This is a genomic window from Otariodibacter sp. (assembly GCF_029256985.1).
Classification (GTDB): Bacteria; Pseudomonadota; Gammaproteobacteria; order Enterobacterales; family Pasteurellaceae; genus Otariodibacter.
On sequence record NZ_JARIDQ010000043.1, the window covers coordinates 1 to 22,131 of the forward strand.

Consider the following 22,131-nt stretch of genomic DNA (forward strand, 5'->3'; position numbering starts at 1 on the left):
TTCATAGTGGTGATTCAGCTTGCTCACTTCCAGCATACTCATTAAGCGGTCAGATCCTCGATGAAATTCGCAGACAAACTAAAGAAATGGCATTAGCCTTAAAAGTGAAAGGGCTAATGAATGTACAATTTGCTGTGCAAAATGAGATTATCTATGTACTTGAAGTGAACCCAAGAGCAAGCCGTACTGTGCCTTTCGTGAGTAAAGCAACAGGGCAATCTTTAGCCAAAATTGCTGCACGAGTAATGGCGGGTGAAACCCTAGCTGAATTAAATGCTCTTAAAGAAGTCATTCCAACTAAATATTTTGTTAAAGAAGCCGTATTCCCATTCATTAAATTCCCTGGAGTTGATACGATTTTAGGGCCTGAAATGCGTTCAACAGGTGAAGTGATGGGCATAGGCGAAACTTTTGCGGAAGCTTTTTATAAAGCACAGTTAGGAGCGGGAGAACGCATTCCGAAAGTCGGCAAAATATTTATGTCTGTTGTGGATCAAGACAAACCAACATTGTTAAATATTGCAAAACGTTTCCAAGAACAAGGTTATGGTTTATGTGCGACTTGGGGATCAGCTAAATTCTTACGAGAAAATGGGATTGCTGTACAAACTATTAATAAAGTGAGAGAGGGGCGTCCACATATTGTTGATGCAATAAAAAATAATGAAATTGCATTAGTGATTAATACGGTGAGTGGCGATTCAGAAGTTATCGCAGATAGCCATTCTATTCGCCGAACCGCTCTACAACAACGAGTACCAATTTATACGACAATTGCAGGTGCTGACGCAATATCAATAGCAGTCCAACATATCAACAAATTTGATGTATATTCTGTTCAGCAGTTACATGCAGAATCAATAAATTAAGCATTGCCAAGATTAATAATCTTCTACCTATTATTTATGGATGGGTAGGGTTAATTCAATTTTATTGATATTAATCAAACAATAATATGAAGGTTTTTATAGCTATTTTCAATGAACTTAAGATTTGTTATTGTTACATTTGTAAAATATTTGTATTATTTTTTCATAAAGACAATAAAATTTTAGAATTGCTATACATTTTGCATTTTAATCTCTTTTTAAAACGTCTTTTAATTTCAATTTTTAATCTAAATAATAGATTAGTTGTATCAAGTAGTTAATTATTCTTCATGGAGAAAATACATGGTCAATCCTAACGTAATTGTTAAAAATATTGTTACTAATCCAACCCTTTATGCATTAATAAATGTAATTGCTCGTGCATGTTTAATTTATATTTTTCTTGTTTCTGGAATAGGAAAATTAAATGGTTATCAAATTACTGCTGAACATATGGAACAATTAGGTATTCCATCACTATTACTACCACCAACTATATTACTTGAAGTCGGTGGTGGATTAGCAGTACTTTTGGGTTTTCAAACTCGTATTCTTGCTCTATTTTTAGGTCTTTTCACTTTAGCTTCAGGTTTTCTTGTACATGGTGCACCGGGACAAGAAATTCAATTAATGAAAAATTTTGGCATCACTGGCGGATTCTTAGCAATTATGTTACTTGGTGGAGGAGCTTGGAGTATTGATCGTTTTTTAGAAAGAAAATAGTATAGGTTATAGTAAATTAACCCTAAATATTTCGTTATAGATTAAGTAATTATAACGCTGAAGTGTGGAAAATTAGTAAAAATTTATGCTACAAGTCGTTAACCTTCTCTTTTGATTTGTGCATGATAAATTGTACATTTTGTTACAATTTAATAATTTTTAAATATAAATTAAAAATAATATTCAGCGTTATAAATACTGAGTCTGTAATAAAATATTTGGAATGATATAGATTAACAATATAATAAACTATTAAGTATGAAGATAACTAATTGTAAATTAAAGAAATTAATATAGGAAAAGCTTATTAAATTTTTTGTACTAGAAGTAACAGTTTGTTCTGCTACAGATATTTTAGGTATTTAAACTAGTTTAGTTATACTTTTTTAGCATAAAATTTGTCAGGTAGTTACCTATTATTTTGAGATTGACTCTAATAAAGCTTTTGAAGTAAAGATTATTTTAGAGAGTGCAGAAAAGGTAAAAGAGAAGCTTTATAAAAACTCGTTGTTTTTGGTATTATGAGAAGATAAGATATAAAGTCTTTACGTTAGTTGTATAAAACACTAAGTTAGTAAGTTAGAAATATTACTCTCTTGTTATTAAAAGGAAAATTAATTCAGATAACTGGATTAAAAGGATATTTATCGCAGTTATGATACTCTTGATATAAGCATATTTCATCATGAAAGATAACCCATTTAGAAATATCTGCAGAGAAGAAAAATTATATAGATGAGATAGAGGACTCTTAGTTACAAATAAAGAGAGTTCTAAGGAAATATGACAGAATTTAAAAAAACTTCATTTATTTTTAAAGGAATGTGAGTTTAGATTTAATTATATCATACAAAAGCACCCTTAGGTGCTATCTTTTATTTTAGAATGGTGCCCGAGGCCAGACTTGAACTGGCACGCCCCGAAAGGCGAGGGATTTTAAATCCCTTGCGTCTACCGATTCCGCCACTCGGGCTAAACGCTAAAATGGAGCGGGAAACGAGGCTCGAACTCGCGACCCCGACCTTGGCAAGGTCGTGCTCTACCAACTGAGCTATTCCCGCTAAAAAACGCTACAGAATACTGTAGCATTTCAATGAGGCGTATTCTAGCGAATTGAACGCTTGTGTCAAACAGAAATTATAAAAATTTTTTTATTAGATTAAAAATTATTCTTGATAAGATAATTTACCTACAAACTAAGCAAGTTAGATTATAGATATATCACTTGTTATCCTATTTATTAACACATAAAATGCATTTCCATTATTTTCCTTGAGATATCAAAAGTCAGATTTATGCAAACTAGTCCATTACTCGAAAATTTAATAGAAGCACTTAGAGCATTACCAGGGGTAGGACCTAAATCCGCACAACGTATGGCTTATCACTTGCTACAACGTAATCGGAAAGGTGGGATTAATTTGGCTAAAGCATTAAATGAAGCGATGACTCATATTGGACATTGCAAATCATGTCGTACATTTACTGAAGATGATGAGTGCAGTATTTGTCAAAATTATCGTCGCCAAATGAGTGGGCAACTTTGTGTGGTTGAAATGCCAGCTGATATTCAAGCAATTGAACAAACAGGGCAATTTTCAGGACGTTATTTTGTACTAATGGGGCATTTATCCCCACTAGATGGGATTGGTCCGAGAGAAATTGGCTTAGATTTACTACAGCAACGTTTAGAAAATGAATCCTTCCATGAGGTAATTTTAGCTACAAATCCAACAATTGAAGGTGATGCTACGGCAAACTATATTGCAGAAATGTGTTTGGTACATAATATCAAAGTTACTCGTATTGCCCATGGTATTCCTGTTGGTGGAGAACTCGAAACCGTTGATGGTACAACTCTCTCACACTCATTTTCAGGTCGTCGGGATATCATTCTTTAATAATTTGCAAATATTTACGACAAAGTTACCACTTGTTTTCTAGGTGATTAAGCAAAAACACTGTATAATCGATCGCCTTTGTAAATTGTGATGAAGATCACATTTCAATTGTTTGGGTTAAACCCAATGATTTGTTTTGATGAAAATTCATCAATTAAGTTCCTATTTCTTGGTAACATAGTCTTAATGACATAGTTACCCCATATATAAGTAATTTCAATGCAAAATATAGATACAAATAAATTGCGTAATATCGCAATTATCGCTCACGTTGACCATGGTAAAACAACACTAGTAGATAAACTTCTTAAACTTTCTGGTACCCTTGATACAAGTCGAGGTGATGATGCAGAGCGCGTTATGGACTCAAATGATCTTGAGAAAGAACGTGGAATCACAATTTTAGCTAAAAATACAGCGATTGATTGGAATGGTTACCGTATTAATATCGTAGATACTCCGGGGCATGCAGACTTCGGTGGTGAAGTAGAACGTGTATTATCAATGGTTGATTCAGTATTATTAGTTGTTGATGCATTTGATGGCCCGATGCCACAAACTCGTTTTGTAACTCAAAAAGCTTTTGCTCATGGCTTAAAACCTATTGTTGTCATCAATAAAGTCGATCGTCCGGGTGCAAGACCAGATTGGGTTGTTGATCAAGTTTTCGATCTTTTTGTCAATTTAGGTGCGACAGATGAGCAGTTAGATTTCCCTATCATTTACGCTTCGGCATTAAATGGTGTGGCAGGCTTAGAACATGAAGATCTTTCACCAAATATGGACCCATTATTTGAAGCGATCATTAAATACGTTTCTCCACCAAATGTTGAGCTTAATGCACCATTCCAAATGCAAATTTCACAATTAGACTATAACAGCTATTTAGGGGTTATTGGGATTGGACGTATTAAACGTGGTTCAGTAAAACCAAACCAACCAATCACGCTAATTAATGCTGAAGGTAAAACTCGTAATGGTCGTATTGGGCAAGTTTTAGGTCATTTAGGCTTACAACGTTACGAAGAAACTGAAGCATTTGCGGGAGATATTGTTGCAATCACTGGTTTAGGTGAACTAAATATTTCAGATACGATTTGTGATGTGAATAACGTGGAAGCATTGCCTGCTTTAACTGTTGATGAACCAACTGTAACTATGTTCTTCTGTGTAAATACTTCTCCATTCTGTGGACAAGAAGGTAAATACGTTACTTCTCGTCAAATTTTAGAACGCTTGAAAAAAGAATTAGTTCATAATGTAGCTTTACGTGTTGAAGAAACAGAAGATCCAGATATTTTCCGTGTTTCTGGTCGTGGTGAATTACATTTATCAGTCTTAATTGAAAATATGCGTCGTGAAGGGTATGAATTAGCAGTTTCTCGTCCTAAAGTTATTTTCAAACAAGAAAATGGTCACAAACAAGAACCATTTGAACAAGTAACAATTGATATTGAAGAACAACATCAAGGTTCAGTAATGGAAGCTCTTGGTATTCGTAAAGGTGAAGTGCGTGATATGGCACCAGATGGTAAAGGTCGCACTCGTTTAGAATATATTATTCCAAGCCGTGGTTTAATAGGTTTCCGTAACGAATTTATGACAATGACATCAGGTACAGGCTTACTTTATTCAAGTTTTAGTCATTATGATGATGTTAAACCGGGTGAAATTGGACAACGTATCAATGGTGTACTAATTTCAAATGGTACAGGTAAAGCATTAGCTTATGCACTTTATGGTTTACAAGAGCGTGGTAAATTAATGATTGATCACGGTACAGAAGTTTATGAAGGACAAGTTATTGGCATTCACAGCCGTTCAAATGACTTAACCGTAAATGCACTTCAAGGTAAAAAATTAACGAATATGCGTGCATCAGGTAAAGATGAAGCATTAACGCTTTCTACACCGATTCGCTTTACATTGGAACAAGCTTTAGAGTTTATTGATGATGATGAATTAGTAGAAGTAACGCCAGTTGCTGTACGTATTCGTAAAAAACTCCTTACTGAAACTGATCGTAAACGTGCTAATCGTACAACAACAAGTACAAGCACCCACTAGATTGGTATCAATAAATTAATAGTAGATAAAAAGAGATTAAGTATTTAATCTCTTTTTGTTTGTACGATTTAATATGTCTATTTTTATATCACATCTGAATATCTCAGATTATATGATATAAGATACAATTATATAAAATTTGTAAGAGAATCATGTATTATTAGTAGCTAATGATGTTATTCATCTATTATTCTAATTAATCAGAAGGAAAATACTATGCATGTAGAAATTTATGGCCGTTTAACTTGCCCATATTGTGTGAGAGCAAAAACATTAGCAGAAAAAATGAAAAATGAATTACCTGATTTTGATTTTGAATTTATTAATATGATTGAGAAGGGTATTTCAAAAGAGGATTTAGAACCTAAAGTTGGAGGCCCTGTTGCAACAGTTCCTCAAATTTTCTTAGATGATCAACACGTAGGTGGTTCGACTGAATTTTTAGCTTTAGTTAAAGAAAAATTTGGAATTGAACTTTAAGAATCAATATAAAAATAATTAAAAAAGATGCATTAATCTTATTTTTATAATAGGTAGCTCAATCTGGCAGTCTATTATTTAGAGTAGTAAGTACAATGCATCTGATTTTTGATTAATAAAATTATATTTAATTAATATAAAATATTTTAATTTGAATATATTTATAATTAATTCTTAAACTATTATAAATAGGAAATAAATCAACATAGAAATAAATAAAACAATGCAATTAAATAAGTCTATATTCTATGAAAATTGTAAGTTAGGATAAATTACTCTGGAAGAAAAAAGTATACAAAGATACCAGCAAAAAATTAAGAATAAATTTTACTTATACCTTCTATTATTACTAATCAAATCAATTTATTGAATATACCTTATTATCTAATACCATTAATTATTATCTGTTAATAGATAATTACTATTAAATAATATCTTTAATCTTTTTATTTTATGTGTATCTGTTATATCTAAGATCTAATTTAGTTACTATAATGCTAGTCTAAAAAAGATTATATGATATAAATCAAAAGATAATATAGAGAAAGAATATATTTTAAGGATTAAATCATCATTTTATCTCTAGCTATCCTCTCTTTTTACCTTACAAGCGGTCACTTTCTGATAAAAATTTGCAAAATATTCACAAACAACAATTTGATTATTTTATGATTAATTAACTTTCGCAAATAAATGTTTTTTAGTTTTTGTGAATTGGATCGCGGTATAAAATCGAAAAATCCAGTAAAGTTTTAATAATTTTAACGAAAGGAAAATTGTATGAAAAAACTAATCAATAGTGTTGAGCAAGTAATTAATGAACAAATTTCAGGTTTAGCTCATGCTCATCCTAGCTTACGTGTAAATGATGAACCTCTTTATGTCGTACGAGCTGATGCGCCTGTAGCCAAAAAAGTTGCTTTAATTTCTGGTGGTGGAAGTGGACATGAGCCAATGCATGCGGGGTTTGTAGGAAAAGGGATGCTTGATGGTGCCTGTCCCGGTGAAATTTTCACTTCGCCAACTCCTGACCAAATGTATGAATGTGGTTTAGCTGTAGATAGTGGCGAAGGTGTGCTATTGATTATAAAAAATTATACGGGCGATGTTTTAAACTTTGAAACTGCTGTGGAATTGTTACATGGCGAAGGGAATAAAGTAGCCTCCATTTTAGTTGATGATGATGTGGCAGTAAAAGATAGTTTATATACGGCTGGTCGTCGAGGTGTTGCTAATACAGTATTGATTGAAAAATTACTAGGTGCGGCAGCAGAACAAGGTGCTGATCTAGATAAATTAGTAGAACTAGGTCATAAATTAAATAATCACGGACATTCTTTTGGTGTAGCTCTTGCTGCCTGTACAGTTCCAGCTGCGGGCAAACCGTCATTTACTCTCGCAGATAATGAAATGGAATTTGGGGTCGGTATTCATGGCGAACCGGGTATTGAACGTCGTACCTTTACCAATCTCAATGATACCGTTGATCAAATGTTTAATACTTTAATTGAAAATGGCGATTATAAACGCACTATTCGTGTATGGGATCGTGAAGCGGGAGATTGGCTAGAACAAGAACAACACAAAACTGCCTTAAAAGCAGGTGATAAGGTGATTGCGTTAGTTAATAATTTAGGTAGCGTACCACTTTCTGAACTTTATGGTGTTTTTGGTCGTCTACAACATAACTGCCAACAATTTGGAATTGAGATTGAACGAAACCTTGTTGGCTCTTATTGCACATCATTAGATATGCAAGGTGTTTCAATTACACTATTGAAAGTCGATGAACAAGATCTCGCTTTATTTGATTATGCTGCCACCACTCCTGCGTTACATTGGTAAAATTATTTGGTAAAACATCATAGAAAATAAAAGCAAAGACATAATTAAGGGAAATAACATAATGGAATTAACCAAACAACAACTTATCCAATGGTTAGAAAAATGTGCTGAAACCTTTAGCGAACAACAAAATTTTCTAACCGAACTTGATACTGCTATTGGCGATGCTGATCACGGTTTGAATATGCACCGAGGCTTTAGCAAAGTTATTGAAAAATTACCGACAGTCGCTGATAAAGATATAGGTGCGATCTTAAAAACCGTTGGAATGACATTACTTTCTAGTGTAGGCGGTGCGAGTGGTCCTCTTTTTGGAACATTCTTTATGAAAATGGCACCTACAACGAATGGTAAAGAAAGCTTAACTCTGGCTGAATTTACCCAAGCACTTAATGATGGTATCACGGGTATTGTCAGTCGTGGTAAAGCAGAATTAGGGGATAAAACAATGTGTGATGTTTGGTTGCCTGTGTTAGACAGTATCAAACAATCTAGTGATTTCCCAAATGCTTTAGAAAGTGCGGTAAGTGTGGCTGAAACAGCATTAGCTGGCACTATTCCAATGCAGGCTAAAAAAGGGCGTGCAAGTTATCTAGGTGAACGTAGTGTTGGCCATCAAGATCCGGGAGCTACTTCTGCAACTTTTATGATTAAAGCTTTACATCAGGTGGTTGTGAATGGTTAATCTGATTTTAGTCTCCCATAGCTATACATTGGCTTGTGGTGTTGCAGAATTGGCAGAACAAATGAACAATGGTTGTCAAATTGCTGTCGCAGCGGGGATGTCTGAACCTGAAAATGCTATTGGGACAGATGCAGTAAAAATTATGGAAGCCATTGAATCTGTTTATAGTGAAGATGGTGTACTTATTTTGATGGATCTAGGTAGTGCGATTTTAAGTGCCGAAACAGCATTAGATCTCATTGATCCTGATATGGCGGCAAATGTAAAACTTTGTTCTGCACCTTTGGTTGAAGGGACATTGGCGGCGGTTGTGAGTGCATCAACGGGGGCAGATTTAGCAACTGTAATCAAAGAGGCAGAAACAGCGCTTAGCGCTAAACAAAGCCAACTCAGTACAGAAACGCAAATGGACGATGTTCAAGCAGAAACGGATTTACCGCCTGATTCAGCACTCACTTTTAGTTGGACTGTACAAAATCCACACGGATTGCATGCTCGTCCTGCTGCGAAATTAGTTGAAATAGCCTCTAAGTTCTCTTCACATATTTGGGTCGAAAACCAGCAAAAATGGGCAGATGTTAAAAGCTATAATCAGCTGATACAACTTAAGATCCGTAAACTAAACACCATTACATTCCATATTTCTGGTAGTGATAGCTTGCAAGCCTTAGACGGTATTAAGCAATTGGCTGAAAATCATTTTGGCGAAAAAGTGGAGGCTAATTCCGATAATTGTATTCAAGGTATTCCTGTATTAGGACAAACGAGCCAGGGACAAGCGGTTACTTTTAAACAAAAATTTGCAAAATCAGAATACGCAAGCAAGCTCAATCAGTTAGAACACGTTCATGAGAGAGTGCAAAAAGCAATTCATCAAACCCAACAACAACTTGCAGAAATTACTAACTTGCCAACCTTAAGTGAAAATTTTTCAGGGGTATTTCAAGCTCACCAATTATTACTTGATGAGCTACAAGATGACATTATTGTGCTATTAGATGAGTATTCTTTAGAAGAGGCGTGTTGGCTTGTATTTGATAAAATGATCGCAGAATACGAACAACTGGATGATCCTTATATGCAAGCAAGAGCATTAGATATTAAAGATCTGCGCCATCGTATTTTGCATAATTTAGCTGAACAGCCTATTCAGATCCCACGATTACATGAAAATGATATTTTGCTTGCTGATGAGTTATATCCATCTACTTTAGCAAAGTTACTTAACACTAACTTCCGAGGAATTTGTTTAGCACAAGGTGATCCTTTATCACATACCGCTTTGTTGGCGAAATCTGCAAAAATCCCATTAATTATTCAGTGTGGTGAATCCCTAATGCAACATCAGCAAGGCGATAAACTACAAATTGATTGGGTTGAGGGTAAAGTAAAATCTTTATAATTTATCGCGGTAATTTTTGACATTTTGGGCAATAGAAACTATTTCGTTGCCCGATTACTTTCGATTCAATAGTAGATCCGCAATTATAACACTCTTGCCCTTTTCTCCCATACACCTTTAGCACTTGAGCAAAATAGCCCGGTTTCCCATCAGGTTGAATAAAATCTTTTAAGGTCGTTCCACCTTGTATAATTGCTTTGGTTAATACCTCTTTAATCACTTTGACTAAACGTTCTGCTTGCTTTGGTTTAAGATTTTTAGTTGCCATATCAGGATGAAGCCCCGCCATAAAAAGCGATTCACAAGCATAAATATTACCCACTCCAACTACAATAGCATTATTCATAATGAAATTCTTAATAGCGACCGTTTTATTGCGACTTTGTTTATAAAGGTAATCTCCATTAAATTTATCAGAAAGTGGCTCTGGACCTAATTTCTTAAGTAAATCTGCTTCTTCCGCCTTTTCCACCCATAGCCATGCACCAAATTTACGTGGATCGTTATAGCGTAAAATCGTACCGTTAATTGTCACTAAATCTACATGATCGTGCTTACCTACATCTTTGTTAGTTGTGCTATTTAAAATGCCCAATGAACCAGACATACCTAAGTGAATCAGAATATCACCCTTATCCGTGTGAATAATAAGATATTTGGCTCGGCGATAAATATTGAGAATATTTGCCCCATCCATCATTGATAACTCATCACTCACTAACCAGCGTAATTGTTTTTGTCGGACAATAATGTGTTTAATGGTCTGCCCAACTAAATAAGGTGAAACACCACGCACACTGGTTTCAACTTCGGGTAATTCTGGCATATATCCTCCAATATTAATTACTCAGCCTCCATCACAAAAAAATCTGCTCCTTAATAAGTCGATATAGATGATCAACTTTTGAGAAGCAGATTTTATGAGTTTTTATCGTGTAAGGCTAATATTATTTATGCCAATTTTTTTGATCTAGCAAGAATAAATCCAAGAATACAACCAACTACAGCAAATGGTAACCATTCCATGGAATACTCTTTTAATGGTAAGCTATTAACAAATTCAGCACCAGCAACAGAAAGAATTGAAACGATAGTAACTAAACCAAGTGCAAAACGTAATGCTAATAATGGTAATTTAATAAATAAGTTGATTAATAATAATGCCATAATTGTCATCGAGATTGGATAAAGTACTAATAATACAGGTACCGATTTACTGATTACTGCACTTAAGCCTTGATTTGATAATGCAAAACTAATTAAGACAAATAAAATCGCATAAGTTTTGTAAGAAATTTTAGGGAAAATTTCATTAAAATATTCACTCACTGCTACCACTAATCCAATTGATGTTGTTAAACAAGCGAGAGAAACAATAATACCTAGAATCATACGTCCAAACTCACCAAAAGCTTGAGTTGTAATATTGTTTAAAATATAAGTACCAATATCTTGGCCATTTGCTTTAAGTTCAGCAACTGTTTCTGTAGGTAGTGCAGAGTGGTTACCAATCCAACCTAAAGAAATATAAATAAATCCTAAAGCAACAGCTGCAATAATTCCAGCACCAATAGTCTGTTTAATAAGTTTTGTCTGGTTACTTGTTTTTACTTTGATTGCATTAAGTACAATTACAGAGAAAGCTAATGATGCTAATGCATCCATAGTTAAATATCCCTCTAAAATACCTTGTACAAAACTATTCTGTTCAGCAGATGTTGTCGATACCATTAATTCATTATTAGATAGTAAAAAATAAGCTTTTACTACTAATGCAATAATTGCAATAAGAAGTACAGGGGTTAAAATAGAACCAATTCGGTCAACCACTTTAGATGGATTTAAACTAATCCAAAGCGTAATCCCAAAATAAATTAGCGTAAATATAAGTAGCGATGTTGTTGTTGATTCACCAATAAATGGAATAACGGCCATTTCGTATGCGGTTGCCCCAGTTCGAGGAATTGCAAAGAATGGACCAATTGCTAAATATATTGCAACTAGAAAGATGACTGAAAACCAGGGATGAACTTTATTTAATGCTTCTTTATAGCCTCCTTCATAGAAAGCACCGATAATAATCCCTAATAAAGGTAAGCCAACACCTGTTACAACGAAACCAATAATAGCAGTCCAAAAGTGATCTCCACTTTCTAATCCAAGTTTTGGTGGAAAGATTAGATTCCCTGCACCAAAGAAGATGGCGAATAGCATAAAGCCGATGATGAGTGTGTTTTTTTTCATAAGGATAATGTCTCACTATCTGTTCTTCTATTTTTTAGAAGAAATTAAAATAAAAGAATCGAATTCTACTTTTTGCAAAATTCGATTCCAAAACGACCGCTTATTATTTTGCGGTTAGTTCATATACAAGCCACCATTCACATGAATCGTTTCACCTGTAATATAGCCTGCATCTTCAGATGCTAAAAAAGCAACTGCTTTTGCAATATCTTTTGCTTGCCCTAATTGACCGGCTGGAATTTGGCTTAAAATAGCATTTTTTTGTTCATCTGTTAATTCTTCTGTCATATCTGTAGCTATAAAACCGGGTGCAACAACATTAACAGTAATACCACGAGAAGCGACTTCTTTTGCTAATGATTTAGAAAATCCAACTAAACCAGCTTTTGCAGCACAATAGTTTGTTTGTCCTGGATTACCACTTGATCCCACTACAGAACCAATAGTCACAATTCGTCCATAACGTTTTTTCATCATTGAACGTAACATTGCTTTAGATAGACGATAAACAGAAGTTAAATTTGTTTGGATAATATCAAACCATTCATCATCTTTCATTCGCATTAATAAATTATCACGAGTGATCCCTGCATTATTAACAAGAATATCAATATCCCCAAACTCAGCTTTAATGTGAGCAATCACTTGCTCGATTGAATCTGCATCAGCAACATTTAGTACAAGCCCTTTGCCCTTTTCACCTAAATAAGCTGAAATGGTTTCAGCACCTTTTTCAGAAGTTGCTGTACCAATAACAAAAGCCCCTTTAGCGACTAATTCTTCTGCAATTGCTTTACCAATACCACGGGTTGCCCCTGTTACTAATGCGATTTTATTTTGCATGATTATCTCTACCTTATTATTATTTGATTAAAAGCTAACTGCATCTAATGAAGATACATCATTAACTGCTTGTGCTGAAAGATCTGAAACGATACGTTTTGCTAAACCTGTTAACACTTTATTTGGTCCAATTTCATAAAGAGTTGTTACACCAGATGCCACCATCTTTTCTACCACTTCTGTCCAACGTACAGGGCTGTATAATTGACGAATCAACGCATCACGAATGGCATCGGCATCATTTTCCATTGCCACATCCACATTATTGATAACGGGTACAAGCGGTCGGGAAAATGAAATATTTTGCAATGATTCCGCTAACTTATCCGCAGCAGGTTTCATTAAAGCACAATGTGAGGGAACGCTTACTGCTAATGGTAATGCTCGTTTAGCTCCCGCTTCCTTACATAAAGCTCCTGCTTTTTCTGCAGCAACTTTTGTTCCTGCAATCACAACTTGCCCTGGTGAGTTAAAGTTTACCGCTGACACAATTTCACCGGTTTCTTGTTGAGCTTGTTCACAAGCTTTGATGATTGATTCGTTATCTAATCCAATAATAGCAAACATTGCCCCTGTACCCGCTGGTACAGCTTCTTGCATTAACTGACCACGCAACTCCACTAATTTAATCGCATCTTGGAAATCTAATGCACCTGAGCAAACTAAAGCAGAATACTCGCCTAAGCTATGACCCGCCATTACCGATGGATTATGTTCTGGGAATTTTTCTTGCCACACTCTGAAAAGCGCTACGGATGTAGCAAGTAATGCAGGTTGAGTACGGTGAGTTTGATTTAATTCTGCTACTTCACCATTTTGAACTAAATCCCATAAATCATATCCAAGCACTTCACTTGCACGTTGGAAAGTTTGTTCAATGACAGGATATACTGGTGCTAAGTCAGACAACATTCCAATTGCTTGCGATCCTTGCCCCGGAAATACCATTGCAAATTTAGACATTATTTTTTCCTTTTAAATTTTTACAAAACAAACGCTGTATCTCACCGCTTGTTAATCTGCTGAATAATAAAGTTTACCGATTTCAATTTTTTGGCGACCATTTGCTTCACGCCATTTATTAGTATCTCGAAGTGAGTAAACGCATCCACAATATTCTTGTTGATAAAAATGCTCACGCTTACTAATTTCAATCATACGTTGTGAACCACCACCTTTACGCCAGTTGTAATCCCAATAAACCACATCATCATATTTTTCTGCTGCACGATGACCACATCCATTGATTTGGTTCATATCTTTCCAACGAGAAATCCCTAAACAACTTGTAAATACTGGAAAGCCATGTTCATGGGCATATTCCGCCGCTTTTTCAAAACGCATATCAAAGCACATCGTACAACGAATACCACGCTCAGGTTCATTTTCCATTCCTTTTGCTCGATCAAACCAATTTTGACGATCATAATCGGCATCAATAAATGGGATCCCCCATTTTTCTGCAAAACGAATATTCTCTTCTTTGCGGATTAAATACTCTTTGAGTGGATGAATATTTGGATTGTAGAAGTAAATTGTGAACTCAATACCAGATGCATGGATTGCTTCCATCACCTCGCCAGAACAAGGTGCACAGCAAGAGTGGAGTAATAATTTATTATGCCCATCGGGTAAAGTAAGCTTTTCTCGTACGAAAGGTGCGTTAGGATCTTTGCCTTTACGTGTTTTTTTTACTGAGGCTTGTTTTTGCTCTATCATTCTATTTCCTAATAAGCACGATCAACGGATAAATAAGCTAAAGAAATTAAAGCTTGTTTATACTCACTTTTAGGCAATATTGCAATCGCATCAACGGCTTTTTGTGCTTCTTCTTTTGCTCGTTGCATTGCGTAATCTAATGAGTTATGTTCCGCCATAATTGCTAAAATTTCATTTAAAGCTTCACGTTTTCCACCTTGTTCAATCGCCTCTCGGATAAGCGCTGATTGTTGTTCATTACCATGGCGCATTGCGTGCAATAATGGCAGTGTAGGTTTACCTTCAGCTAGATCATCACCAATATTTTTACCTAATTTTTCTGCATTGGCGCTATAATCTAAAATATCATCAACTAATTGGAAGGCTGTGCCTAAATATCTACCATAATCTTTTAATGCAGTAATACCTTTTTCATCTGCACCAGCAACTATTGCCGCACATTGGGTAGAGGCTTCAAACAAACGGGCTGTTTTACTGTAGATGACCTGCATATAATTTTCTTCGGTAATTTCAGGATCATTCACATTCATTAACTGTTGAACTTCCCCTTCAGCAATTACATTTGTTGCATCTGACATTACTTGTAAAACTTCGAGAGATTTTAAGCTGGTCATCATTTGGAATGCACGAGTATAGATAAAATCTCCCACGAGCACGCTAGCTGCATTACCAAATTCAGCATTTGCGGTTGCTCTACCTCGACGCATATCAGATTCATCAACTACATCATCATGTAATAATGTTGCGGTATGAATAAACTCAACAAAAGCCGCACAGGTAATATGCTGAGTACCTTTGTAACCTAAAGCATTCGCTGATAAAACAGCAATCAATGGTCGGATGCGTTTCCCTCCTGCACTCACAATGTAGTGCCCTAATTGATTAATGAGAACAACATCTGAACTTAGCTGTGAAAGGATAGCTTGATCGACCGCCTGCATGTCAATTTTAGCCAGTTCAGTAATTTGTTCCTGTGTAAGTTGTCTTGTCATCAGTATGATCTTTGTATAAGTGTATAAAATAAGCTAGGATTTTACCCTAATGTGTGTAAGGCTTCAAAATAAGATTTACTAAAAATTACTGTTCCGATGAGAATGTATGACGAAAGGGAATAATTTATTCCTTTTTTAAATTCATCGCTAACTATTTTCATCATTAGAGACAATGGGTTCGACTCTAGCAAGTTTGACCATATTGTCTCCGACTTCTAATACAATAACTTTTAAATTAAATAAATTAAACTCTGCGCCTTCATCAGGAATTTTTTCTAAATATTCAACGATCAATCCATTAAATGTTCTCACTTCATCAACGGGTAGATTCCAATTAAAGAGTTTATTTAAATCACGTAGATTAGCAGAGCCTTCAATAAGTACTGAACCATCTGATTGTGGTTGTACCTCTTCTTCTAAAGTTGGTGCCGCTGAAGTTGTAAATTCCCCTACAATCTCTTCTAGAATATCTTCAAGAGTAACTAAACCTTTTATATCACCATATTCATCCACCACTAGACCAATTCTTTCTTTATTTGTTCTAAAATTCATTAGTTGAATGGTAAGAGGAGTATCTTCTGGAATAAAGTAGGCTTCATCAACAGCTCTTACTAACATTTCCTTAGTAAATTCATTTCGTTCTAGCATCAAACGAAAAGCTTCTCTTACTCGTAAAATCCCAAGAATGTTATCCATATTACTTTTATAAATAACAACCTTTGCATGAGCTGCTCCTGTTAGCTGACGCATAATTGATTTCCAGTCATCATCAATATCAATACCACCAATATCATTACGTGGAACCATAATGTCATCAACGGTGACTTTTTCCATATCTAATATAGAAACTAACATTTCTTGGTGAGCACTAGGGATAAAACGTCCTGCTTCTAAAACAACGCTACGTAATTCTTCGGCACTTAACCCTGCTTTTTCGAATTTACGAATATGCAATAATTTCATTAATCCACTGATCACAATATTCATCAAAAAAACAACAGGTAACAATAGACGTCTTAATGGTAGTAAAATATAGCTTGCAGCAAAGCCAACTTTTTCTGGATAAATTGCTGCTATTGTTTTTGGTAAGATTTCGGCAAATACAAGCATAACTAGAGTCAGCAATCCTGTCGCAATCGCAACACCTGTATCGCCAGATAATCGCATACCAATCATAGTTGCAATAGCTGAAGCAACAATATTAACTAAGTTATTACAGATTAAAATCAAACTCAGTAAAATATCAGTTTTCGCTAATAGCTTTTCTGTTTGTTTTGCACCACGATGTCCTTGTTCTGATAAATATCGCATACGATAGCGATTTAATGACATTAAGCCTGTTTCAGAACTAGAAAAGAAACCAGATAAGACAAGAAGAATAGCTAATGCGATAAACAAGCTACTCAGGGGGATACTTTCCAATGCAATATTCCTATATTGATTAAACAAACAAGCGGTAAGATTCTCTATATTTTTGCAAAATATTCTTATTATCTCACCGCTTCCTAGGTTCTAGATTAAGCGACTAGACCAACCTACTGCCAAAATAAGCAATAGTGAGTAGCATAATACCCGAAATTGAATAAATTAGCACCCGATTTCCACGCCAATGTAGCTTCCATAAACCCAATAATAAAATGCTATAAACTATCCATGAAATAAAAGAAAATACTGCCTTATGAATTTGCTCTGGTGCAAAAAAGTTATGTAAGTAAATCATTCCAGTCACAAGTGTTACAGTCAGCAATATTTGAGCCACTAATGTCAGCATAAAAAAATGACGTTCTACGGTCATTAATGGTGGAAGTAAGGGAGAAAAACTCATTTTTTTACGTTTTAAACGAGAATCTAGCCATCGTTGTTCAATCGCATAAAGTAATGCCATAAAAAACAGTGCATAAGCTAAAATAGCTATGGATAGATGGAAAAGTAGTCCTGTATTTTCAGTTAATTGTTTAATAAAGCTACCTGATAAAAAGCTAGACAAAGTAACAGATAGGATGCCTAATGCATAAATAATTGAAAGAGGTAACCAAACTGTTTTCCAACGAGGTAATGCTAGAGTTGCAATAAAGCTCAAACTTAAGCTAATCATTGATGATACATTCACAATAGTGAAATTTTGCCCTTCACTAACAAAGAAAAGATGAGATAAATTAATTAAGTGAAAAATAACAGCGGCAGAACCTAATCCTAAAACAGCTTTGATATTCAGTTTTTTGCTGTTATCAATATGAGCAAGAGTTGGCACAATCCATAATAATGCCCCTAAATACGCCACAATGGCTAAAATTGCAAATAACATATTTGTCACTCAATAAATAAGAATAGTTTTTAAATAGATGTAACGTTATCAGTTTTTATCTTTTTTGGCTATAAAGAAACAAGGATTTAATTGGATAAGTAAAAGATAAACATCATCAATTATTAATCAGTAGATTAATTTCTTCTGGTATGATTTTTGGATTAGGTACAAAGATCTGTTTATGCCGTTGTAATTCGCCTTTCTCTAACACAATGCTACTTTTAGACACTTTAAATAATTTACTCAGATATTTAAATAAATGAGCATTGGCCTTGCCATCAATTGGTGGGGCTGTAATCGCTATTTTTAATTCATTATCATACAAACCTACGATTTGATCTCGACTGGCTTTAGGCTGTAAAAAAATCCGTAGGCGAACGCCGTACGGATTTTCAGATAATTCTATTGCCAGCATTAAGCTAATGCCCATAATTGACCAAATACTCGGTAAAATCCGCTATTGATCAACAGTAATCCAAACCCTAAGACCATCACTGAGAAATCTAGCATACCAGTACGAGGTAAAATCTTACGGATCCATCTTAAAACAGGTTCTGTGATTTGTGCCACTGTATAATCTAATGGGTGGTTACCTTGGGTAATCCAACTCATTAATGCTCTAATTAATGTAGTAAAAAACAAAATTTGACCAAAAGTTTTCACTACACTCAATAGTCCGATCAGTACAGAGTGAGGGATATCGACACCAAATAGAATAAATTGTATTGCAACCAAAGCAACAGCAATTAATAATGCTGCAAAATTAATTCCCTTTACTGTTGGAATCAGCTTACTAACAGGAATTACAATAGGATTAGTTAATCGCATTAGTGTTTGTGAAATTGGCATATAAGGATCGACACGGCAAAATTGCAACCAAGTACGCAATACCAGTACAAAACTAAAAAAACTAATCACAATCGAAATAATCGGTGCTAAGACGTCCATACTCTCCCTTTCTTCACATCTAAAATTCTTATAGTTAGGAACACAAGCGGTCAGATTTGTTCATTATTTTGCAAAAAATCATTAACAAGTTACCGCTTAGCTACACTCTACTACAACGCTGTTACGCTACAACTATGCTTGGATTGGTAAATCCCACCAGATATCAAATAAATCGCTCACTTCAATTTCTACTAAACCGTTATCTTCTAACCATTTTTGTACTAATTGGCGGTGTGATTCATCACATTTACCACATTTTTCTAAACATACTAATCCTTCCCAATGTAAATAGCCACTCCCTTCGTAAGCTAAACCATTTGGACGAATCACTTCTTCAATAAAACGATCCACAGTTGTATCTATTTGATCAATACCAGTGCCTTCAGCAAATTGGAACTTAACTAAAAAGCCTAATTCTTGGAATTCTGCAAGGTGCATTTTTTTACGCTGTCTGCGATTACGTGTTGGTTGAGTCATTTTACTTCTCCTGTTCTGTAATAGATAAATCTATTGTTTTAAAAAATATAAATCCCAAACACCATGTCCCATTTTTTGTCCTCTCTGCTCAAATTTCGTAAGAGGACGGAAATCAGGGCGAGGAATAAAGTCGCCTGTGTTTGATTGATTTGTTAATTGTGGGAATTGACGTAATACTTCAAGCATATGCTCTGCATAATTTTCCCAATCTGTTGCCATATGAATAAACCCATTATCCGCAAGTTTCTCTAATACTCGCTCAATAAATGTAGGTTGAACAATACGGCGTTTATGATGTTTCGCTTTTTGCCATGGATCAGGGAAATAAAGCTGTAACCCAGCTAAGCTATGATTCGCAATACTATCACGTAAAATTTCTGTCGCATCATGACAGATAACACGTAAGTTTTTTACTTGTTTTTCAACTGCATAAGCAATACAAGCACCCACACCTGGGGTATGAACTTCAATCCCAATATAATTACGATCAGGATTTTGTTCTGCCATTTCGACTAATGATTTTCCCATACCAAATCCAATTTCAAGGATGACTGGATTGCTATTGCCAAAAATAGCAGAAAAATCAAAAGGCGTATCTTGATAATCTAAACCGAAAGCATGCCAATTCTGATTCATCATATCACGTTGATAATCACTTAATCGTCCAGTACGCAACACAAAACTACGCACTTTTCGTAAATAACGACCATCAGCAGTAAATTCAGCTTGCTCTACTGTTTTTCGTTTTTTATCCGCAAAAGTTATCATGTCAGACATCTTAAAATCTCACCAATGCAGAACCCCAAGTCCAACCACCACCAAAGGCTTCTAGTAACAATAGTTGTCCTTTCTGAATTCGCCCATCACGTACAGCTTCATCTAAAGCAACAGGAATTGTAGCTGCACTTGTATTCGCATAACGATCAAGAGTTATTACAACTTGAGACATATCCATATCTAATTTCTTAGCGGTTGCAGCAATAATGCGTAAATTTGCTTGATGTGGAACAAGCCAATCAATCTTAGATTTATCTAATTTATTGTCTACTAATGTTTCTTCAACCACTTCTGCTAACTGGCGAACTGCAAGTTTAAATGTTTCATTACCATGCATGGAAATAAAACCAGATTGTTTATTATCTCTTTGAGCATGTGGTAACACAAGCATTTCACTTTTTTCTGGTGATGCATGTAAATGTGTTGAAATAATCCCTTCATCTTCACTTGCTTCTAAAATCACAGCACCAGCACCATCACCAAATAAAATTACAGTACTACGATCTGTTTCATCTAAACTACGAGAATTGAGATCCGAACCAATTACTAATGCTTTTTTCACTTTACCTGTACGAATAAATTGATCTGCAACGCTTAATGCGTAAACAAAACCAGTACAAGCTGCGGCAACATCAAAAGCAATTGCATCCTTAATACCTAATAGACCTTGCACTTGGCAAGCCGCACTTGGATAAGCATGAGAATTTGTTGTAGTTCCCACAATAATCAGATCTATTTCTTGTGGATCCATATCAATTCTAGCTAAACATTGTTTTGCGGCTTCAGTTGCCATTGTTGATGCAGTTTCATGAGCTTCTGCAATGCGGCGCTCTTTAATCCCTGAACGTGTTGTAATCCATTCATCCGACGTTTCTACCATTTTCTCTAAATCTGCATTGGTACGGATTTTTGTCGGCAGATAGCTACCCGTTGCTACAATCTTGCTATACATAATCTATTCTCAAAATAACTTATCTTGTCTCTATATTCTTTCATTATAGCGGTAAAAGTCTTAAAAGAGTAGGTAAAACCACTTAAGTAACATAATGAATAAAACCTCTCACTTTATACTCTATGCCAAAACCAAGACTCTCTAATGATTCAAATACTCTAAGCCTCTAGAGATCTTAAGCGGTATTTCTCCTTGAATTTGAGAAATGGCATATTCAATCGCATAGAAAAAAGCATTCACATTTGCTCCACCATGACTTTTAACAACCACAGAGGAAAGTCCCAATAGCGTTGCCCCATTATGACGATCAGGGTTAATTTTCTGCAATTTTCGATAATAATGGTGAAACATTAATTTTAGTAAATAACGTTTAGTAGTATGACAAAAATGAGAATCCTCTTCAGGTTTCTTAAAAAAAGAAAGGGTATTTTTTGCAGCACCTTCCAAGGTTTTTAGTGCAATATTACCGTTAAAACCATCGCAAACAATGACATCAGAAATATGATTCAATAACTTATCACCTTCAATATATCCAATATAATTGAGGTGAGTAACTGATTTTAATGCCTTGTGAGCCTCTCTAATTTTTCGAGTTCCCTTATTATCTTCTGTGCCAATATTTAATAACGCTACTCGAGGGTACACTAAACCAAGTAAAGTTTGCGCCAAAATATTTCCCATTTCTGCAAATTGAAACAATAATCGGCTATCAGCTTCTACATTTGCACCAAGGTCAAGCATCACACTAGATTTTCCATTTAATGTTGGAATAAGAGAAGTTAATGCTGGACGAGTAATTTCTGGTAATAATGAAATTTGTTGCTTTGCCAACCCCATCAATAACCCTGAATTTCCTCCACTTACACATCCATCTGCCTTACCCTGAGCAACTGACTGTACAG

Annotated in this window: 22 protein-coding genes, 2 tRNA genes and 3 pseudogenes; 11 read left to right on the forward strand and 16 right to left on the reverse strand. The window is 35.0% G+C overall.

Going from position 1 to position 22,131, the window contains the following annotated elements:
• From Q1J40_RS04415 to Q1J40_RS09140, 3 genes and pseudogenes are all read left to right on the forward strand, one after another.
• The coding region (locus tag Q1J40_RS04415; RefSeq protein ID WP_301098833.1) for an ATP-binding protein at nt 1-869 on the forward strand (869 nt) is incomplete at its 5' end.
• Nucleotides 870-1,172: 303 nt separating this feature from the next.
• Nucleotides 1,173-1,592: a DoxX family protein gene (locus Q1J40_RS04420; RefSeq protein WP_301098835.1), complete on the forward strand. Its 420-nt coding sequence runs from the start codon at nt 1,173-1,175 to the stop codon at nt 1,590-1,592.
• 306 nt (nt 1,593-1,898) lie between these two features.
• A pseudogene (locus Q1J40_RS09140) lies at nt 1,899-2,457 on the forward strand (IS1595 family transposase).
• Nucleotides 2,458-2,478: 21 nt separating this feature from the next.
• On the opposite strand, the gene Q1J40_RS04425 reads toward Q1J40_RS09140, so the two are convergent.
• Both Q1J40_RS04425 and Q1J40_RS04430 read right to left on the reverse strand, forming a co-directional pair.
• Nucleotides 2,479-2,565: transfer RNA gene (locus tag Q1J40_RS04425), tRNA-Leu, on the reverse strand.
• Between the two features lie 12 nt (nt 2,566-2,577).
• Nucleotides 2,578-2,653, reverse strand: a tRNA-Gly gene (locus Q1J40_RS04430).
• Between the two features lie 234 nt (nt 2,654-2,887).
• On the opposite strand from Q1J40_RS04430, the gene recR reads away from it, so the two are divergent.
• The 8 genes and pseudogenes from recR (at nt 2,888) to Q1J40_RS09150 (ending at nt 9,972) form a co-directional block, all read left to right on the forward strand.
• A complete protein-coding gene (gene recR / locus Q1J40_RS04435; protein ID WP_301098836.1) occupies nt 2,888-3,493 on the forward strand; it encodes a recombination mediator RecR in 606 nt (201 codons plus the stop codon).
• 219 nt (nt 3,494-3,712) lie between these two features.
• Entirely contained in the window at nt 3,713-5,560 is a 1,848-nt protein-coding gene (typA, locus tag Q1J40_RS04440) for a translational GTPase TypA (protein WP_301098837.1), read from the forward strand.
• Between the two features lie 216 nt (nt 5,561-5,776).
• Nucleotides 5,777-6,040: a GrxA family glutaredoxin gene (locus Q1J40_RS04445; RefSeq protein ID WP_301098838.1), complete on the forward strand. Its 264-nt coding sequence runs from the start codon at nt 5,777-5,779 to the stop codon at nt 6,038-6,040.
• 780 nt (nt 6,041-6,820) lie between these two features.
• Nucleotides 6,821-7,885, forward strand: a complete 1,065-nt coding sequence (gene dhaK, locus Q1J40_RS04450; RefSeq protein ID WP_301098839.1) for a dihydroxyacetone kinase subunit DhaK — start codon at nt 6,821-6,823, stop codon at nt 7,883-7,885.
• Between the two features lie 61 nt (nt 7,886-7,946).
• On the forward strand, nt 7,947-8,570 hold the full coding sequence (dhaL, locus tag Q1J40_RS04455) for a dihydroxyacetone kinase subunit DhaL (RefSeq protein ID WP_301098840.1): 624 nt from the start codon (nt 7,947-7,949) through the stop codon (nt 8,568-8,570).
• Nucleotides 8,563-8,958, forward strand: a pseudogene (dhaM, locus tag Q1J40_RS04460) (dihydroxyacetone kinase phosphoryl donor subunit DhaM); the annotation flags it as partial. The gene dhaL and the pseudogene dhaM, both read left to right, overlap by 8 nt.
• A gap of 81 nt (nt 8,959-9,039) precedes the next feature.
• Nucleotides 9,040-9,648: pseudogene (locus tag Q1J40_RS09145) on the forward strand (HPr family phosphocarrier protein); the annotation flags it as partial.
• Nucleotides 9,649-9,972: a PEP-utilizing enzyme gene (locus tag Q1J40_RS09150; RefSeq protein ID WP_363321854.1), complete on the forward strand. Its 324-nt coding sequence runs from the start codon at nt 9,649-9,651 to the stop codon at nt 9,970-9,972.
• A 1-nt stretch (nt 9,973) separates the two neighbouring features.
• Here Q1J40_RS09150 and mutM read toward each other — a convergent pair whose 3' ends face one another.
• From mutM to plsX, 14 genes are all read right to left on the reverse strand, one after another.
• A complete protein-coding gene (gene mutM, locus Q1J40_RS04470) occupies nt 9,974-10,798 on the reverse strand; it encodes a bifunctional DNA-formamidopyrimidine glycosylase/DNA-(apurinic or apyrimidinic site) lyase (RefSeq protein ID WP_301098841.1) in 825 nt (274 codons plus the stop codon).
• Nucleotides 10,799-10,923: 125 nt separating this feature from the next.
• Nucleotides 10,924-12,216: a branched-chain amino acid transport system II carrier protein gene (brnQ, locus tag Q1J40_RS04475; RefSeq protein ID WP_301098842.1), complete on the reverse strand. Its 1,293-nt coding sequence runs from the start codon at nt 12,214-12,216 to the stop codon at nt 10,924-10,926.
• A 114-nt stretch (nt 12,217-12,330) separates the two neighbouring features.
• Nucleotides 12,331-13,059 carry a 3-oxoacyl-ACP reductase FabG gene (fabG, locus tag Q1J40_RS04480; RefSeq protein ID WP_301098843.1) on the reverse strand — a complete coding sequence of 243 codons (729 nt, stop codon included), beginning with the start codon at nt 13,057-13,059 and terminating at the stop codon, nt 12,331-12,333.
• 27 nt (nt 13,060-13,086) lie between these two features.
• Complete coding sequence (gene fabD, locus Q1J40_RS04485; protein ID WP_301098844.1) at nt 13,087-14,022, reverse strand: ACP S-malonyltransferase; 936 nt, start codon at nt 14,020-14,022, stop codon at nt 13,087-13,089.
• A 51-nt stretch (nt 14,023-14,073) separates the two neighbouring features.
• Nucleotides 14,074-14,778, reverse strand: a complete 705-nt coding sequence (locus tag Q1J40_RS04490; protein WP_301098845.1) for an epoxyqueuosine reductase QueH — start codon at nt 14,776-14,778, stop codon at nt 14,074-14,076.
• 8 nt (nt 14,779-14,786) lie between these two features.
• The gene (gene ispB / locus Q1J40_RS04495) at nt 14,787-15,770 is read right to left on the reverse strand and encodes an octaprenyl diphosphate synthase (RefSeq protein ID WP_301098846.1); all 984 of its coding nucleotides are present in this window, start codon (nt 15,768-15,770) and stop codon (nt 14,787-14,789) included.
• A gap of 147 nt (nt 15,771-15,917) precedes the next feature.
• Entirely contained in the window at nt 15,918-17,192 is a 1,275-nt protein-coding gene (locus Q1J40_RS04500; protein ID WP_301098847.1) for an HlyC/CorC family transporter, read from the reverse strand.
• Nucleotides 17,193-17,295: 103 nt separating this feature from the next.
• Entirely contained in the window at nt 17,296-18,075 is a 780-nt protein-coding gene (locus Q1J40_RS04505) for a cytochrome C assembly family protein (RefSeq protein WP_301098848.1), read from the reverse strand.
• A 115-nt stretch (nt 18,076-18,190) separates the two neighbouring features.
• Nucleotides 18,191-18,490 (reverse strand): DUF167 family protein YggU, encoded by a 300-nt coding sequence (yggU, locus tag Q1J40_RS04510; protein WP_301098849.1) that lies wholly within the window; start codon nt 18,488-18,490, stop codon nt 18,191-18,193.
• A complete protein-coding gene (locus Q1J40_RS04515) occupies nt 18,490-19,023 on the reverse strand; it encodes a YggT family protein (RefSeq protein WP_301098850.1) in 534 nt (177 codons plus the stop codon). Before Q1J40_RS04515 ends, yggU begins: the two co-directional genes overlap by 1 nt.
• Before the next feature lie 132 nt (nt 19,024-19,155).
• Nucleotides 19,156-19,500: a YggL family protein gene (locus Q1J40_RS04520; RefSeq protein ID WP_301098851.1), complete on the reverse strand. Its 345-nt coding sequence runs from the start codon at nt 19,498-19,500 to the stop codon at nt 19,156-19,158.
• Nucleotides 19,501-19,530: 30 nt separating this feature from the next.
• Nucleotides 19,531-20,277, reverse strand: coding sequence for a tRNA (guanosine(46)-N7)-methyltransferase TrmB (trmB, locus tag Q1J40_RS04525; RefSeq protein WP_301098852.1), 747 nt, complete (start codon nt 20,275-20,277; stop codon nt 19,531-19,533).
• Nucleotide 20,278: 1 nt separating this feature from the next.
• Nucleotides 20,279-21,229, reverse strand: coding sequence for a beta-ketoacyl-ACP synthase III (locus tag Q1J40_RS04530; RefSeq protein WP_301098853.1), 951 nt, complete (start codon nt 21,227-21,229; stop codon nt 20,279-20,281).
• 141 nt (nt 21,230-21,370) lie between these two features.
• Nucleotides 21,371-22,131: phosphate acyltransferase PlsX (plsX, locus tag Q1J40_RS04535; RefSeq protein WP_301098854.1), on the reverse strand; the 761-nt coding region annotated here is incomplete at its 5' end.

What these genes read in the sequence shown, in the direction of transcription:
- Q1J40_RS04420 (WP_301098835.1), top strand. Translation starts at nt 1,173, where the DNA reads ATGGTCAATCCTAACGTAATTGTTAAAAATATTGTTACTAATCCAACC.
- recR (WP_301098836.1), top strand. Translation starts at nt 2,888, where the DNA reads ATGCAAACTAGTCCATTACTCGAAAATTTAATAGAAGCACTTAGAGCA.
- typA (WP_301098837.1), top strand. Translation starts at nt 3,713, where the DNA reads ATGCAAAATATAGATACAAATAAATTGCGTAATATCGCAATTATCGCT.
- Q1J40_RS04445 (WP_301098838.1), top strand. Translation starts at nt 5,777, where the DNA reads ATGCATGTAGAAATTTATGGCCGTTTAACTTGCCCATATTGTGTGAGA.
- dhaK (WP_301098839.1), top strand. Translation starts at nt 6,821, where the DNA reads ATGAAAAAACTAATCAATAGTGTTGAGCAAGTAATTAATGAACAAATT.
- dhaL (WP_301098840.1), top strand. Translation starts at nt 7,947, where the DNA reads ATGGAATTAACCAAACAACAACTTATCCAATGGTTAGAAAAATGTGCT.
- Q1J40_RS09150 (WP_363321854.1), top strand. Translation starts at nt 9,649, where the DNA reads ATGCAAGCAAGAGCATTAGATATTAAAGATCTGCGCCATCGTATTTTG.
- mutM (WP_301098841.1), bottom strand. Translation starts at nt 10,798, where the DNA reads ATGCCAGAATTACCCGAAGTTGAAACCAGTGTGCGTGGTGTTTCACCT.
- brnQ (WP_301098842.1), bottom strand. Translation starts at nt 12,216, where the DNA reads ATGAAAAAAAACACACTCATCATCGGCTTTATGCTATTCGCCATCTTC.
- fabG (WP_301098843.1), bottom strand. Translation starts at nt 13,059, where the DNA reads ATGCAAAATAAAATCGCATTAGTAACAGGGGCAACCCGTGGTATTGGT.
- fabD (WP_301098844.1), bottom strand. Translation starts at nt 14,022, where the DNA reads ATGTCTAAATTTGCAATGGTATTTCCGGGGCAAGGATCGCAAGCAATT.
- Q1J40_RS04490 (WP_301098845.1), bottom strand. Translation starts at nt 14,778, where the DNA reads ATGATAGAGCAAAAACAAGCCTCAGTAAAAAAAACACGTAAAGGCAAA.
- ispB (WP_301098846.1), bottom strand. Translation starts at nt 15,770, where the DNA reads ATGACAAGACAACTTACACAGGAACAAATTACTGAACTGGCTAAAATT.
- Q1J40_RS04505 (WP_301098848.1), bottom strand. Translation starts at nt 18,075, where the DNA reads ATGTTATTTGCAATTTTAGCCATTGTGGCGTATTTAGGGGCATTATTA.
- yggU (WP_301098849.1), bottom strand. Translation starts at nt 18,490, where the DNA reads ATGCTGGCAATAGAATTATCTGAAAATCCGTACGGCGTTCGCCTACGG.
- Q1J40_RS04515 (WP_301098850.1), bottom strand. Translation starts at nt 19,023, where the DNA reads ATGGACGTCTTAGCACCGATTATTTCGATTGTGATTAGTTTTTTTAGT.
- Q1J40_RS04520 (WP_301098851.1), bottom strand. Translation starts at nt 19,500, where the DNA reads ATGACTCAACCAACACGTAATCGCAGACAGCGTAAAAAAATGCACCTT.
- trmB (WP_301098852.1), bottom strand. Translation starts at nt 20,277, where the DNA reads ATGTCTGACATGATAACTTTTGCGGATAAAAAACGAAAAACAGTAGAG.
- Q1J40_RS04530 (WP_301098853.1), bottom strand. Translation starts at nt 21,229, where the DNA reads ATGTATAGCAAGATTGTAGCAACGGGTAGCTATCTGCCGACAAAAATC.